The following is a 15,742-nucleotide window of genomic DNA, read 5'->3' as shown; positions in this document are numbered from 1 at the left end:
AAATCAGTTACTTTTCAACGATAAATGGAGTCCACTTTTGATCTGACTTTGAACTTGCCAATACGTGGTCTACGAATGCCATTCCCCTGATCCCATCTTCAGCTCCAGGAAAGTCAAGCCACTCCTTTTTGGGCTCTTCTCCATTTCGCTTGGCATAAATACACCTGGCAAAATTCCTGTAGATATTTGCAAATGCCTCCATATACCCTTCCGGATGTCCTGCAGGAGTCCTTGTGTTTTCTTGTGCCAATGAAGAAAGGTACGGTGTACCAGCCCTATATATCTCATCCGGTCTGTCTGGCCACCTTACAATCAATGAATTACAGTCTTCCTGCATCCACTCCAGCCCCCCTTGATCTCCATACACTTTGATCTTGAGATTATTCTCAGCACCGGTATCGACTTGGGAAGCGGTCAATATTCCGGAAGCATTGTTTTCAAACCGCATCAACACTGCCCCATCATCTTCCAATAGTCTCCCCTCTATCTTGGTATCCAAATCTGCACATATCTTCTCGACTCTTTGGCCTGTCACATATTCTGCCAGATTGAATGCATGGGTACCTATATCCCCAAAACATCCGGATTCACCACTTCTACTCGGATCTGTTCTCCATTGTGCCTGCTTGTTGTCTTCTGACTCCAATAGTTTCCATAGCCAGCCTTGTGGATATTCTACATAGACTTTCCTGACTTCCCCAATTACTCCGTCCGCAACCATTTGCTTGGCTTGCTTGACCATTGGATATCCAGTATAGGTATGCGTTAGACAAAAAAGTCCTTTTGCCTTTTCTATCACCCGATAAAGTTCCTTAGCCTCAGCATAATTCAAAGTCAACGGCTTATCCAAAACTACGTGAAACCCCATCTCGAGGGCTTTTTTGGTAGGATCAAAGTGTGCATGGTTAGGAGTGACAATACTTACTATATCAATTCTCTCAGCTTCAGGCAACAAAAGTTCTTTTTCAAACATCTCATCATAAGAACTATAGACCCTGCTTTCATCCAGCATCAGCTCTTCTCCTGTCTGAACGGATTTTTCCGGCTTGCTACTGAAAGCACCAGCCACTATCTCAATCAATCCATCCATCAAAGCCGCACTTCTGTGAATTGCCCCTATAAACGAACCTGGCCCTCCACCTATCATTCCCATTTTTAGCTTTCTGTTATTCTTCATGAAATCATTTTGGATTTGTTAAACATTAAAAATTTTGAATTTTGACACAATAAAGATAAATTATCGAATATTTGATCAGAAATACCAAACACAATTATTGACAGCATGCACAATTACGTTATAAACGGTATATGAACATGTTTTACTTTTTACGTTATTGCTTTTTTTATTAGTGAAATTTAAAATTAATAGAAAAAGCCTAAATATTAAACTTAAAATTAATAGTTTGCCATTTCATTCGAATACAATTAACATTGTCCAAACCTATTAACCTTTAAAATTAATGAGCACAGGAATTCGCTTTCGTCTCTCTTTCATGATGTTCCTAGAATTTTTCATATGGGGATCATGGTTCGTCACCCTCGGCACCTTTCTAGGAGCAAATCTCAATGCCACAGGAACCCAAATTGCCACTGCATTTTCGACACAATCCTTAGGTGCAATCATCGCCCCCTTTATAATAGGATTGATTGCTGACAGGTATTTCAATGCTGAAAGGATCCTAGGTCTACTCCATCTGGTAGGTGCAGGCCTGATGTTTGTGATGTACCAATCTGCGGATTTTGTAAGTTTCTACCCATTCTTGCTTGTCTATATGATCCTCTACATGCCAACCCTGGCATTGGTCAACTCGGTATCCTTCAACCAAATGAAAGATCCCGAAAAAGATTTCTCTACCATCCGTGTATGGGGAACCATAGGATGGATCATTGCAGGACTTTCCATTAGCTATCTGTTCACATGGGACTCTGTCGAGAATATGTCTTCTGGATTTTTGAAAAACACATTCTTAATGGCTGGAATTGCCTCGGCTGTGTTGGGAATTTTCTCCTTTACCTTGCCAAAGACACCACCCAAAGCTGATAGAACACAAAAATTGAAAATTTCTGAAATCCTAGGCTTTGATGCACTCAGCCTATTGAAAGAAAGGAACTTTGCAGTCTTTTTCATCTCTTCTATTTTGATCTGTATCCCTTTGGCTTTTTATTATCAAAATGCCAATCCATTTTTGGCAGAAATAGGTGTCGCAGACCCTACCGGGAAAATGACAATAGGACAGATTTCAGAAGCATTGTTCCTTTTACTTTTGCCAGTATTCTTCAAAAGATTTGGATTCAAAAAGACACTCCTTTTGGGCATGATCGCTTGGGTGTTGAGATATATATTGTTTGCAATAGGAGATGCCGACAGTGGCTTGTTCCTTTTGATTATTGGTATTGCCCTACATGGCATCTGTTATGATTTTTTCTTTGTGTCAGGACAAATCTACACTGATTCCAAAGCTGGTGAGAAGTTCAAATCTTCCGCACAGGGATTGATCACCCTTGCTACCTATGGTGTGGGTATGCTGATTGGGTTCTTTGTTGCCGGTAAGATCTCTGACATCTATTTGGCTGCAGACGGAACGCATGATTGGCAATCCATCTGGATGATCCCATCCGGAATAGCAGTATTTGTTGTGTTCTTTTTCCTTATTTTCTTCAAAGAGGAATCCAAGAAAACCCAAACCCAAAACTGATACAAATGAATAATATCAATAGAAGGAGTAGCTTAAAGAAAATCATGATGGGTACACTCGCAACCAGTGCTGCCCCAATATTTAACCTACACGCTAACCCAATGAAAAGTACAATGCTCAAAGGAAATGTCAACCATGCAGTTTGCGCTTGGACATTTGGACATTTATCCTTGGACGAATTATGTAAGGCCATAAAAAAGATCGGCTTCAATGCCATCGATTTGGTGGGGCCAAAAGATTGGCACATCTTAAAAGCCAACGGTGTAGACTGCTCCATGTGCAATGGTGCAGAAGTAAGCCTAGAAAAAGGTTTTAACAACAAAGCTTACCATGACCAACTAGTCAAAAACTATACGGAAACAATCCCCCTTGTGGCAAAAGCAGGATATAAAAACCTGATCTGCTTTAGCGGGAACAGGGATGGGATGGATGATGAGACAGGTCTCCAAAACAGTGTAGAAGGCCTGAAAAAAATCATTGGACTGGCAGAAGAACATGGCGTAACGTTAGTCATGGAATTATTGAATAGCCGGGTAGACCACCCAGACTACATGTGCGACAAAACACCATGGGGTGTGGAATTGTGCAAAAGGTTGGGAAGCGACAATTTCAAGCTGCTATACGACATTTACCATATGCAGATTGATGAAGGTGACTTGATCCGAACAATCAAAAGTAGCCATCAATACATTGCGCATTACCACACTGCTGGCAATCCTGGAAGAAACGAGATCGATGATTCCCAAGAGATCAATTACCCAGCGGTAGTCAAAGCGATCGTGGAAACAGGCTTCACTGGATATGTATGCCAGGAGTTTATGCCAAAGAAACAGGATAAGCTTGCTTCGTTGGAAGAGGCTATCAGAATATGTGACGTTTAATATTAGTAAGAAATACAGCTTAAATCTATAATTATGGCAAATCAATATGACGCAATTGTTGTCGGATCAGGAATTAGTGGTGGTTGGGCAGCAAAAGAATTAACTGAAAAAGGGTTGAAGGTCCTCTTATTGGAAAGAGGTAAAAATGTCGAGCATATCAAAGATTACAAGACAGCTACGACACCACCATGGGAAATCCCCCATCGTGGCAGAAGGACAGTTGAAATGACTGAAAACCACCCGAATCTTAGGAGAGACTATGTACTCAACGAACTGAACCTTGATTGGTGGGCACATGAATCCGACTCTCCTTATGTAGAGACGAAGCCATTCGCATGGTTTCGGGGAAATCAAGTAGGGGGAAGGTCTTTGCTTTGGGGAAGACAAAGCTACAGGTTGGCAGATCTTGATTTTGAAGCAAACCTAAAAGAAGGCATAGCGGTAGACTGGCCTATAAGATACAAGGACCTAGCGCCTTGGTATAGCTATGTAGAGAAATTTGCCGGAATCTCTGGTTCCAAGGATGGCATCCCACACCTACCAGACGGTGAATTCCAAAAACCTATGGATCTCAACTGTGTTGAGAAGGATGTAGCTGCAAGGATAAAAGAGAAATATGGCAATGCCAGACATATGACAATCGGTAGAGTTGCCAATATCACAGAGCCAATCCAAGCACGTACCAATTGCCAATACCGTAACAAATGCTGGTTGGGTTGTCCTTTTGGAGGTTATTTCAGCACGCAATCTTCTACACTTCCGGCAGCAATGAAAACAGGCAACCTTACTTTAAGGCCTTTTTCGCTAGTAAGTAAGCTCCTTTATGATAAAGACACCAAAAAAGCAACTGGTGTAGAGGTGATAGATTCTGAAACAAATGAAGTAATCGAGTTCAAATCCAAGATTGTATTCCTGTGTGCGTCTGCATTTGGTTCTACATCAATCTTGATGAATTCAGCCACAGACATCTGGCCTGAGGGCTTGGGCAGTAGCTCTGGCGAGCTTGGGCACAACGTCATGGATCACCACTTCAGATTAGGGGCAAATGGCTCGATGGAAGGCTATGAAGACAAATATTATTTTGGAAGAAGGCCTAATGGGGTCTACATCCCAAGATTTAGAAATGTAGGTGACGACAAAAGGGATTACGTCAGGGGCTTTGGGTACCAAGGTGCTGCGAGTAGATCCGGATGGAGTAGAAATGTCGCAGAAATGAACTTCGGCGCCCCATTGAAAGAAGCTTTGAGTGAGCCGGGACCATGGACCATGGGGATCACTGCATTTGGCGAGATTCTACCTTACCACGAAAACACCATCAAACTCAGTAAGACAGTGGTGGACAAGTGGGGTCTTCCTGCATTGGAAATGAATGCTGAGATCAAAGAAAATGAAAAGAAAATGCGGGTGGATATGATGAACGACGCAGCAGAAATGCTAGAGGCAGCCGGACTGAAAAACATCAACACATTCGATGCAGGGTATACTTTTGGCCAAGGAATCCATGAAATGGGAACAGCAAGAATGGGCCGTGATCCCAAGACATCGGTACTGAATGGCAATAACCAAGTATGGGATGCCAAAAATGTATTTGTCACCGATGGTGCCTGCATGACTTCGGCAGCGGCACAAAACCCATCGTTGACCTATATGGCATTGACAGCAAGGGCGGCAGCTTTTGCTGTGGAAGAACTTAAAAAAGGAAACCTATAACCAATAAAAGGAAACTATTATGGCAATGAATAGAAGAGATGCAATTAAGAGTTTTGCCTTGATGATGGGTGGAGCTATGGTTGGAGCCAATGTAATCCTAACCGGATGTGCTCCTGAAGATCAGATTGTGGGGCTGGACTTTACCCCAGAACAAATCGCTTTTCTTGATGAGATTGGAGAAGCTATAATCCCAACCACAGACACTCCTGGGGCCAAAGCTGCCGGAATTGGGGAATTTATGGTAATGATGGTCAAAGACACTTACAATGGAGAGCAGCAGTCTGCTTTTGTATCTGGTTTGAATGCCCTGAGAAAAGACTACAAAGACAGCAATAAAAAGGACTTTATGGATGCTACTTTGGAAGAAAGAACGGCATTTCTGAATGAAATGAACCAAAAATCAATGACAAGTGAAGACAACGAGCCAAAAGTAATCGGAATGCTCAAAGACCTGACATTATTAGGTTACTTTACTTCTGAGATAGGCGCTAGTCAGCAATTGAGGTTTGTCGAAGTACCAGGAAGATATGATGCCTGTGTAGACTATAAGAAGGGTGATAAAGTATTTGCTATTTAATTCTTTTAACCATAGAGAGGCATTTTATGCCTCTCTATTTATTTGAACAACCATGAATAATCGAAGAAAATTTATACAGTTAAGTGCTGCCATGGGGATGGGGGCATTTTTACCCCTTCAATTCTGCAGTCCAAAAACCAAAGAAAATGAGGAGGAGGAAACCCTTGTCTTGGCAACCGAGGGGACACTGTCTGCATTTGGCATACAATTGTACTCTGTAAAAGAGAATATGGCTGAAAATGCCGCAGAGACCATCAAATCAATTGCCGGATATGGCTACAACCAAATTGAAGGTTTTGATGGGGGGAAGGGCATTTTCTGGGGAATGAAAAATACTGAGTTCAAAAAGTTAACGGATGACTTGGGGCTGGATTTTGTCTCCTCACATTCTAATACCTTTAAAGATTTGGAAAAAAATGCTGCGGAAGCTGGGGAAATCGGGATGAAATACCTGATCAATCCCTATGTAGGACCACAGAAGTCTATGGACGATTTCAAACGGATCGCAGAGGAGTTCAACAAGCAGGGAGAGATCTGCAAAAAGAATGGCGTGAAGTTCGCCTACCATAACCATGGCTATACTTTCGTAGAGCTGGATGGCCAAATACCCCACGATTACCTCATGGAAAACACAGACCCTGAGCTAGTCGATTTTGAGCTAGACCTCTATTGGGTGTATACTGCCGGATACGATCCCATAAAGTACATGGAGAAGTACCCCAACAGGTTCAAGTTGGGTCATATCAAAGACAAAGAAAGCGGTATTGATATCGCAGAACCAAATGGCTCAACACTTATCGGCACGGGTGTGATAGATTTTGCCTCGATACTGAAGACTGCCAAAGACACAGGCATGGAGTACTTCATCGTAGAGCAAGAAAGATTTGTTGATATCAGCCCAATGGAAGCTGCTGAGAAAAATGCTACATACATGAAGAGTTTCAAATTCTAACCAGCAGAAAGCACAAGTTTACTTTCTGATCCAAACAAAAAAAAACCTCCATATTGAATATGGAGGTTTTTTATAAGACTATCTGTCTTCTTGCCCATAGCCAAACAATAGCTTGTCGGCTGAACGATTTGAGGTTATGTTGACACCCCACATGCACGCAAGCTGTTGACGAGTATCCGCAAATTACAAGGACTTTTCTTTCCCAAAGCACACCATTGAGGATACTCATATATATTTTTGCTTTTTGGAGCCATCAATCGATCAATTCCGATTTGATGTTTCTCGAGGTATAGATCAAAAGGTAAATTATCAGCAATAGAATGACCAAGGCAGCGATTTCAAACTGGGCCCATATCCTTGATCTGGTCACCACCTTTTCAGAGTTTACAGCCAGCTTATGGCCTTCCTCCAACTGAATCATTGAAAGCTTCTCCAAATCCTGAATTGCCCTCTCAATATAGCCATTATAAATATGGACTTGCTTTTCATTGATCCCCTCTTCTTCAGAATACAACAATTCATAATCAGCGATCCGAAGGTTTGACTCAATGATCCTCCTAAAGTCCTTCAAGAACTCATCTTCCGATCTAGTCAGATTGGTCTTTTCAAAAGTCTCTACAGTCTTTAAGATATTCTCTTCATACTTTTCTATATCTTCAATCACATGTGAGTAATCCCCTTCTTCCCAACAATGGTTTACAAGCAACTTGATCCTGAACAGATTCTCTGAGATCGTAAATATATAGCTCTCTACTACCAACCTGTCTTCGTATACTGACACAAAAGACTCTTCGAGTTCATTGAAACTCTTCCGGTCCAATATATTTTTTCCAAATATGACCAAAAGTAGAAAAGTCAAAATAATCGCAGCTTTGAGTTTATTGGTTAATGATTTGGGAGTTTTCATGTTTTCTTACATCTGGGTCAATTCTTCACATTCAATTTTTCTGGTGAGAAACCATACGAAGTTATAATAAAGCAAAAGAAAGCTTTAAAACCTAAATTATCAACCAAATTGCTCTTTAAATATGGGGCGAGGGTTTTATGCTTGATTATTGGATGGCAAATATAGGTTAGAGAAAGGTCTTCAATACACAGCTGCATACCTAAAGATACAAAATGCTTCTGGGCAAGAGAAAAACTAGGGCATATAGTCATTATAAAAACCCACTAATTTCAAAACAAAAAAGCCTCCCGATTTAGGAGGCTTTTGTGATCCCGCTGGGGCTCGAACCCAGGACCCATACATTAAAAGTGTATTGCTCTACCAGCTGAGCTACGGAATCGTAATTAAATTAAATGGAGCATCTCTTTTTTTCGAAATGCTCCATTCTGATTGGTCTGGCGACCTTTTGTGATCCTGTCAGGACTCGAACCTGAAACCTACTGCTTAGAAGGCAGTTGCTCTATCCAGTTGAGCTACAAGACCATCTTTATTTACTATTTTGCCAAACTGGAACAGGAAACCTTCCCGATGGAGTCGGGATGCTCTATCCAGTTGAGCTACAATCATTTTCCTTATACTTTCGAAATATTAGAATAAAATAGTCGGGGTGGCAGGATTCGAACCTACGACCTCCACATCCCAAATGTGGCGCGATACCGGGCTACGCTACACCCCGAACTTTAATCTAACCTTTCAATATTTTTCAACTCCTTGTGAACTGATAATATTTTGTAATCTCGCTGGGGCCTCCCAATACAGCCTTGCTTCGCTGCATCTTATCGGGACAGGCTTCTCGCCTATATACCTTTTGCCCAATTTTGTGATCCCGCTGGGGCTCGAACCCAGGACCCATACATTAAAAGTGTATTGCTCTACCAGCTGAGCTACGGAATCATTATTTCTGTTTTACTTTCACTTTGGATCTTTAAAGCTAAGGATTGCGCATTCCTTATGAATAAAGCATCAGGGTTAGCCCCCCTTTTTGGTGGCGTAAAACTAGTGTGTTTAATCTTATATTTCAAATTTATGATCTCTCTTTTGAGATATTTTTTACAGTTTTTGACTTGTTTTTTGTTAAATCATTGCCGTAATTGGACTGCAAATTTAAGCGGACTATTTTAAAATGCAAAACTCAAAGGCAATCTTTCTTACAAAATTTTCAATAATTTTATCGGTGTTTCTACAAAGCTTTAATTGTCAAGCAAATACAATTGAGCTACAAAGAGCAGATTCTTTGTTTAACACCAACAATTACCAAGAAGCGATGGTTTTTTACGAAAACATGCTCGATAATGAACAAGTTTTCTCCCCTGCGATGCTCTTGAAAATGGCATTTATCTCGGAAGGAAAAGGTGATTTTTCCAAAGCGAGTTTTTATCTCGCTAAGTATTACGACATTAACCCAAACCCAAGAGTAATCACCAAAATAAAAACACTCACCGAGCAACCAAACCTTGTTGGTTATGAGATTTCCGATGGGGATCGGTTCTTCAAATTCCTTTCCGATCTACAACAGGAAATCACAGGGGTATTCGTCGTATTGCTTCTAATCTCAATTATTTCCCTACTCATTTTCAAAGAAAAGGCAAACAAGCCCAAATACTATCTTCCTACCCTTTTCTTAATATTCTTGGCATTCATTGCCAACAACTTCCTCAAAGAGCCTTCAACAGGGATTGTAACAGGCAGCCCGACCATCATTATGGACAAGCCTACAGCCGGCGGGAAATTGATCAAAAATGTCGACCCGGGACACCGGGTCATCATCAAGTCTTCCAAAGACATTTGGTACGAGATCGAATGGGGAAAACAAAAAGCCTTTGTGAAAAAAGAAAGCATCACCAAATTGTAGCCTAAAAATCCAATGCATCCAACGCTTTGAAGTGTCCATTCATCTGGATCCTTTGTTTGGCACGCTCCACTTCCCTAAGGATAGGTATGACTTTTGTCAAGTGATTGATGAGGAACTGCACCCTTTGGACTTCTTTCCTCAACACTAAAAGCTGGTATTCCTCCTCCAGTGTGAGGCCTATCTTGTGTGTCCAGGTAAATGAATTGACTAAGAGTGGCAAAACCTTGACAGGTTCACCTATAAGCCTAAAAAACTCTTTCAGATATACCATAAACTCAGAATAGACATTATTCGGCAAAACATTGTCATTCTCAAAAAACACGACTTCCCCACCAGCATACTCCCTGCCCATGAGCGGATTCTCAAATTTAACCAGCTCATAGACCCGTAGCACTTTCGTTTTTATGTCCAACCTCCCATCTTCATAAACCTTAGATACTTCTTCCAATACGACCTCGGAACCATATGGCATCAATTTATCCAGGTAAACAGAAATCCCAAACCTGCCATCTCCCTTTTGAATATCTGCCAACAACTGTTTATACCTAGGCTCAAAAATATGCAAATTCAGACGCTCATCCGGAAATACCACCAACTTGAGGGGAAATATAGGCAAAGTCTCATTTATCATATCATTTCATCTACCCTTCCCCTTCCTTCAATTCCTCCTGTAAACTCAGTATTTGGATCGGAGACATATACAAATCCCTTATCTTACTCTTGTAAGACTCTTTGAAATTCTCGTTGTGGAGAATATAATTTTTGACCGTCAGGATTTGATGCCCCATACCACAGGATATCGCGTAGGTGTCTGCGGCTATTTCAGCCTCTGTAAGCCTTTTGTTCGAAAGAATGTACTTCATACCAAAGTGCATCAAATTAACAGTACTCCTGTTCTTATAATCCATAATATGCCCCAGTTCATGACCTATCCACCCTACCAAAGCATCATGGGGAACATCTTCAATCAGCACCTCCCCTTCTTCAAATTCAAATGACCTTGTGATCTTGATTCTATATTCCCTTTTTTCCTTTCCCGTCACCAATAAGGTAAGCATGCGTGGCTGGGCCTGCATCACTGCACCTGATATCTTTTCCTTGTATTCAAAATCTATATTGACCCCAGCCAATTCTGGGAAATATGCCAAAGCTTCAATTACAGCATCTTTAATCTCTACTGGAAACCTCTTGTTGTCAACTTCAATATATTCGGTTTTCTTGGGTTCATCAGGCACCGAATCATCCTGATTCACTTCTACTTCCGATGATAATAAAAACAAGCTTAATAATATGGCAATCATGTATTCGTTGGATTTAAATTTATCTCATAATAACAAAAATTATACAGAAATCAAAAATTACATTGCCTTAAATAAAAAATCCCGAAAAGGTCTAGGGATATTGGATAGAACAACCCAATACACTTAGTCCTTTTCGGGAAAATTAATAATAACGACTCTTACTTCTTAGAGATATAAGCAAGCAAATCAACCACTTTATTGGAATAACCCCACTCGTTGTCATACCAAGAAACAACCTTTACAAATGTATCGCTCAATTGGATACCAGCTCCTGCATCAAAAATAGATGTCCTGCTGTCGCCATTGAAATCTGTAGATACAACTTGATCTTCTGTATATCCCAAAATACCCTTCATGCTGGTTTCAGACACTTCCTTCATTTTGGCACAAATCTCTTCATAAGAAGCTCCTTTTTTCAACCTTACAGTCAAATCGACAACAGACACATTAGGAGTCGGTACCCTAAAGGCCATACCGGTCAATTTACCATTCAACTCAGGAATCACCTTGCCCACAGCTTTTGCAGCTCCTGTAGATGAAGGGATGATGTTTTGGGAAGCTCCCCTACCACCTCTCCAGTCTTTTGCAGACGGGCCATCTACAGTCTTCTGTGTAGCTGTAGTAGCATGTACAGTAGTCATCAAACCTTCTTCAATTCCCCAGTTATCGTTCAATACTTTGGCAATCGGAGCAAGGCAGTTTGTTGTACAAGAAGCATTGGAAACAAAAACCATATCTGAAGTATAAGAACTTTCATTTACCCCCATTACAAACATCGGAGTATCATCCTTGGATGGCGCAGACATGATCACTTTTTTGGCACCAGCGTCGATATGGCCCTGTGCAGTTTCTTTGGTAAGAAAAATACCAGTAGACTCAACAACATAATCAGCACCAACGGCACCCCAGTTAAGATTGGCTGGACTCTTCTCGGCAGTAACTCTGATTTCGTTGCCATTTACAACTAGCTTACCATCTTTGACATCAACTGTTCCTTCGAATTTACCGTGTGTAGAATCATACTTCAGCATGTATGCCATGTAATCTACATCGATTAGATCATTGATTGCAACGACTTGGATATCATCTCTCGTCTGCGCAGCTCTGAATACCAATCTACCGATTCTACCGAACCCGTTGATTCCAACTTTAATTTTGCTCATAGTTTTATGTATTTATTGTTTATAGGTTTGATTTCAAATATCTTGAATCAAAAATCAAAATAATCTACGATTACTTTCACCGTAGTTTTGGATGCTTAAAATTACCAATAATATCTTGCCTACCCAAATCTTGAAAGCCTTCAAAAGCATGCATTTTTGCAAAAAACAATATACAATCGATTTCGAAAATCAATATTTTGATATTTATCCTTAATCTTTGGTGAAAAAAAACAAAAATTGAGCTCAGAATGGATAGATGACATAGATTTCACCTAGTATAACCAATAAATCTGCATGGCTCAAATCAATGGTTTTTTTCATAAATCCATCAACAAAAATATCAAGTTCAAAAACAAATAAAGCAGCCGTTTGGCTGCTTTATTTGTTTTTGATCCAAGTCAGATCTTAAGCTATTTTAGCCAAAATCGTGTTGAAAGTTTTACTTGGTCTCATTACTTGTTCAACTTTCGCCTCATCCAATCTGTAATAACCTCCAATATCAACCCCCACTCCCTGCGAATCATTCAACTCAGAAACGATTTTTGATTCATTTTCCTGCAACTCTTTCGCAATAGGAACAAATTTATTCTTCAATTCCACATCTTTATCCTGCGCAGCCAAGGCTTCTGCCCAATACATTGCCAAATAAAAATGACTTCCCCTGTTATCCAGCTCCATTGCTTTTCTGGAAGGTGATTTGTCTTCTTCCAGAAACTTGCCTGTTGCCTTATCCAGTGTGTCAGCCAACACCTTTGCTTTGTCATTGGAGAAAGTCTCACCCAAATGCTCAAGAGAGACAGCTAAAGCCAAAAACTCCCCAAGAGAATCCCAACGCAAATGGTTCTCATCAACCAATTGCTCAACGTGCTTCGGTGCAGAACCTCCAGCCCCTGTCTCAAACAATCCTCCACCATTCATCAACGGCACGATGGAAAGCATTTTGGCACTGGTACCCAACTCAAGTATCGGGAACAAATCAGTCAAATAATCCCTCAACACATTTCCTGTCACTGAAATCGTATCTTTTCCAGCTTTGATTCTTTCCAATGAAAACTTCGTTGCGGCTACAGGAGACAAAATCTTGATCTCCAAACCCTCTGTATCATGTTCCTTCAAATAAGTATTGACCTTCTTGATCAACTCCCTATCATGGGCTCTCTCTTCATCCAGCCAAAACACAGCAGGAACTCCGGTAGCGCGTGCCCTATTTACAGCCAATTTCACCCAGTCCTGAATCGGAGCGTCTTTGGTTTGACACATTCTCCAAATATCGCCCTCTTGTACATCATGGGAAATCAACACTTCTCCATCTGACACAACCCTCACGACACCATCACCTTCAACTTCAAAAGTCTTGTCATGCGAGCCATATTCTTCGGCTTTTTGTGCCATCAAACCGACATTTGGCACTGAACCCATTGTAGATGGATCAAAAGCGCCATTCTTTTTGCAAAAATCAATGGTCTCTTGGTAAACACCGGCATACGATCTGTCTGGAATCACTGCCTTGGTATCCTGTGCTTTCCCCTCCTTGTTCCACATCTGGCCAGAAGTCCTGATCATTGCAGGCATTGAGGCATCGATAATCACGTCCGAAGGCACATGAAGATTGGTAATTCCCTTGTCAGAATTCACCATTGCCAAATCAGGGCTTTCAGAAAGACAAGCTTGGATGTCTGATTCTATCTCAGCTCTTTGACCATCAGGAAGATCTTTGATTTTTGAAAGCAAATCTCCAAAACCATTTTTGACATCTACACCTAAGGATTTCAAGACTGCTTGGTGCTTTTCAAATACCGGAGCAAAAAACACTTTCACTGCATGCCCAAAAATAATTGGGTCAGAGACTTTCATCATTGTTGCTTTCATATGCAAAGAAAAAAGCACACCTTCTTTCTTTGCTGCATCTTTTTGGGATTTCAGGAATGAATTCAACTCAGACACGCTCAATGTTGCAGCATCAATAACCTCACCAGCCTTCAATGCCAAGTTGGACTTCAGGACTTTCACCTCACCTGATGCACTTACAAATTCTATGGACACTGTAGTGGCTGCAGGAATTGTAACGGATTTTTCACTTCCATAAAAATCCCCCTTTTCCATACTAGACACATGCGACTTGGAGTCAGAACTCCACTTGCCCATACTATGCGGGTTTTTCTTTGCATAGTTTTTTACAGCCAAAGGAGCTCTTCTATCTGAATTACCCTCCCTCAAAACAGGATTGACTGCACTTCCCTTAACCTTGTCGTACCTTAATTTTATTTCCTTTTCCTCTTCACTTTTCGGTTCATGGGGATAATCTGGCAAGGCATATCCTTTTTCCTGCAATTCTTTGATCGCCGCAGTCAATTGCGGTATGGAAGCACTGATATTTGGCAACTTCACAATATTGGCCTCAGGCGTTTTGGCCACTTCACCAAGTTCGGAAAGCGCATCACCGATCTGTTGCTCAGGTTTCAAAAATTCGGGAAACAAAGCGATTATCCTTCCCGACAATGATATATCTCTGGTTTCTACCGCTACTCCGGCAGAATCTGTAAAAGCTTTTACGATAGGCAAAAGTGAATAAGTAGCCAATGCAGGCGCCTCATCCGTAAGGGTATAGAGAATTTTAGGTGTTTTAGTGGTCATTTTATTATTATTAACTATAGATTTATTAGATTTTAGTTTAGGTTTATTGTTAAAAAGACAAGAAAACGCTGTCTTTTTAACTTTAAATTAAAATTCGGGCTAAATTAATCAAAATATCGCAGTTTCAAAGTTTGGCAATGTCAATAGACTACATTTTAGGCTTCATGTGACAATTCGCTTTTCAGCCTATCTTGAATCGATCTGAATCCTTCCATGCCGGAAACTTCTGTCTAAATGAACCCAATTCATCTGCATTTAATTCCACGATCATCGTCAACTCTTGATCTTCTGCAAAAACCAATTGGTCTCCTTTGAAGCTATAGGCGGAAGTATGCCCAGAATATGGGACACCATTTCCATCTTCCCCAACTCTATTGACCCCAATTGCATAAGCCAAATTCTCAACTGCCCGGGCTTGCAGCAAAATATCCCAAGCCTTGATCCTTGGCTTGGGCCAACTGGCTATATAAATACAAACATCATATTCCATCCCTCCCTGAACAGGGGAATTTCTAGACCATACCGGAAACCTCAGGTCATAACATACCTGTGGAAGTATTTTCCATCCTTTGATCTGAAAAACTTTTCTTTCCACACCCATGGAATAATGCTCATCCTCATTCGCCATTCTAAAAAGATGGCGCTTGTCATAAAAGGCAATCTCCCCATCAGGACTCGCCCAGAGCATCCTATTGTAAAAACGATCCCCCTCTCGGATGACAACACTACCAGTGACAACTGCCCCAGTCTGTGCTGCCATTTGCTTCAACCATTTACAGGCATTGAAATTCATTGGTTCTGACATCGACTTTACCTCCATGGTAAAGCCTGTATTAAACATCTCCGGCAAGACTATCAAGTCAACCTCTTCCCCAATTTCCCATATCTTCTCCTCCAACATCCCATAATTGGCAGTCTTATCTTGCCAATACAAGTCTGTTTGAATAAGTGCTATTTTGAGATTAGGTATTGTATCCATCGGAAATTCATATTATTCGGTAAACTGATTTTGTAAAGGAGAAGAAGCTTA

13 protein-coding genes and 4 tRNA genes are annotated in these 15,742 nt (G+C 40.9%); 6 read left to right on the top strand and 11 right to left on the bottom strand.

What is annotated here, in order from left to right:
* Positions 1-7 precede the first annotated feature (7 nt).
* The gene (locus tag ACFSKL_RS19830) at positions 8-1,177 is read right to left on the bottom strand and encodes a Gfo/Idh/MocA family protein (RefSeq protein WP_376888642.1); all 1,170 of its coding nucleotides are present in this window, start codon (positions 1,175-1,177) and stop codon (positions 8-10) included.
* 283 nt (positions 1,178-1,460) lie between these two features.
* On the opposite strand from ACFSKL_RS19830, the gene ACFSKL_RS19825 reads away from it, so the two are divergent.
* From ACFSKL_RS19825 to ACFSKL_RS19805, 5 genes are read left to right on the top strand one after another with little or no spacing between them, the layout of a single operon-like run.
* Entirely contained in the window at positions 1,461-2,696 is a 1,236-nt protein-coding gene (locus ACFSKL_RS19825; RefSeq protein WP_376888640.1) for a nucleoside permease, read from the top strand.
* A 5-nt stretch (positions 2,697-2,701) separates the two neighbouring features.
* Positions 2,702-3,577: a hydroxypyruvate isomerase family protein gene (locus ACFSKL_RS19820; RefSeq protein WP_376888639.1), complete on the top strand. Its 876-nt coding sequence runs from the start codon at positions 2,702-2,704 to the stop codon at positions 3,575-3,577.
* 33 nt (positions 3,578-3,610) lie between these two features.
* Positions 3,611-5,287 carry a GMC oxidoreductase gene (locus ACFSKL_RS19815; protein ID WP_376888637.1) on the top strand — a complete coding sequence of 559 codons (1,677 nt, stop codon included), beginning with the start codon at positions 3,611-3,613 and terminating at the stop codon, positions 5,285-5,287.
* A gap of 19 nt (positions 5,288-5,306) precedes the next feature.
* Positions 5,307-5,864 (top strand): gluconate 2-dehydrogenase subunit 3 family protein, encoded by a 558-nt coding sequence (locus ACFSKL_RS19810; RefSeq protein ID WP_376888635.1) that lies wholly within the window; start codon positions 5,307-5,309, stop codon positions 5,862-5,864.
* 52 nt (positions 5,865-5,916) lie between these two features.
* Positions 5,917-6,816 carry a sugar phosphate isomerase/epimerase family protein gene (locus ACFSKL_RS19805; protein ID WP_376888633.1) on the top strand — a complete coding sequence of 300 codons (900 nt, stop codon included), beginning with the start codon at positions 5,917-5,919 and terminating at the stop codon, positions 6,814-6,816.
* A 253-nt stretch (positions 6,817-7,069) separates the two neighbouring features.
* Here ACFSKL_RS19805 and ACFSKL_RS19800 read toward each other — a convergent pair whose 3' ends face one another.
* From ACFSKL_RS19800 to ACFSKL_RS19780, 5 genes are all read right to left on the bottom strand, one after another.
* Positions 7,070-7,723 (bottom strand): MCP four helix bundle domain-containing protein, encoded by a 654-nt coding sequence (locus ACFSKL_RS19800; protein WP_376888631.1) that lies wholly within the window; start codon positions 7,721-7,723, stop codon positions 7,070-7,072.
* A gap of 306 nt (positions 7,724-8,029) precedes the next feature.
* Positions 8,030-8,102: transfer RNA gene (locus tag ACFSKL_RS19795), tRNA-Lys, on the bottom strand.
* Between the two features lie 69 nt (positions 8,103-8,171).
* Positions 8,172-8,245 (bottom strand) — tRNA-Arg (locus ACFSKL_RS19790).
* Between the two features lie 119 nt (positions 8,246-8,364).
* Positions 8,365-8,438 (bottom strand) — tRNA-Pro (locus tag ACFSKL_RS19785).
* Between the two features lie 145 nt (positions 8,439-8,583).
* Positions 8,584-8,656, bottom strand: a tRNA-Lys gene (locus ACFSKL_RS19780).
* A 229-nt stretch (positions 8,657-8,885) separates the two neighbouring features.
* Here ACFSKL_RS19780 and ACFSKL_RS19775 point away from each other — a divergent pair.
* Positions 8,886-9,614 carry a tetratricopeptide repeat protein gene (locus ACFSKL_RS19775; RefSeq protein WP_376888630.1) on the top strand — a complete coding sequence of 243 codons (729 nt, stop codon included), beginning with the start codon at positions 8,886-8,888 and terminating at the stop codon, positions 9,612-9,614.
* Between the two features lies 1 nt (position 9,615).
* Here the strand turns inward: ACFSKL_RS19775 and ACFSKL_RS19770 are convergent, their stop codons facing one another.
* The 5 genes from ACFSKL_RS19770 to ACFSKL_RS19750 form a co-directional block, all read right to left on the bottom strand.
* Entirely contained in the window at positions 9,616-10,245 is a 630-nt protein-coding gene (locus ACFSKL_RS19770; RefSeq protein ID WP_376888628.1) for an LON peptidase substrate-binding domain-containing protein, read from the bottom strand.
* 10 nt (positions 10,246-10,255) lie between these two features.
* A complete protein-coding gene (locus tag ACFSKL_RS19765) occupies positions 10,256-10,915 on the bottom strand; it encodes a hypothetical protein (RefSeq protein WP_376888627.1) in 660 nt (219 codons plus the stop codon).
* A gap of 158 nt (positions 10,916-11,073) precedes the next feature.
* Complete coding sequence (gap, locus tag ACFSKL_RS19760; protein WP_376888625.1) at positions 11,074-12,078, bottom strand: type I glyceraldehyde-3-phosphate dehydrogenase; 1,005 nt, start codon at positions 12,076-12,078, stop codon at positions 11,074-11,076.
* 405 nt (positions 12,079-12,483) lie between these two features.
* Positions 12,484-14,712, bottom strand: a complete 2,229-nt coding sequence (locus ACFSKL_RS19755; protein ID WP_376888623.1) for an NADP-dependent isocitrate dehydrogenase — start codon at positions 14,710-14,712, stop codon at positions 12,484-12,486.
* A gap of 181 nt (positions 14,713-14,893) precedes the next feature.
* Positions 14,894-15,691, bottom strand: a complete 798-nt coding sequence (locus ACFSKL_RS19750) for an amidohydrolase (RefSeq protein ID WP_376888621.1) — start codon at positions 15,689-15,691, stop codon at positions 14,894-14,896.
* Positions 15,692-15,742 lie beyond the last annotated feature (51 nt).

The organism is Belliella marina, from assembly GCF_042682445.1.
GTDB lineage: Bacteria > Bacteroidota > Bacteroidia > Cytophagales > Cyclobacteriaceae > Belliella > Belliella marina.
This window is presented reverse-complemented; position numbering and strand designations above follow the sequence as displayed.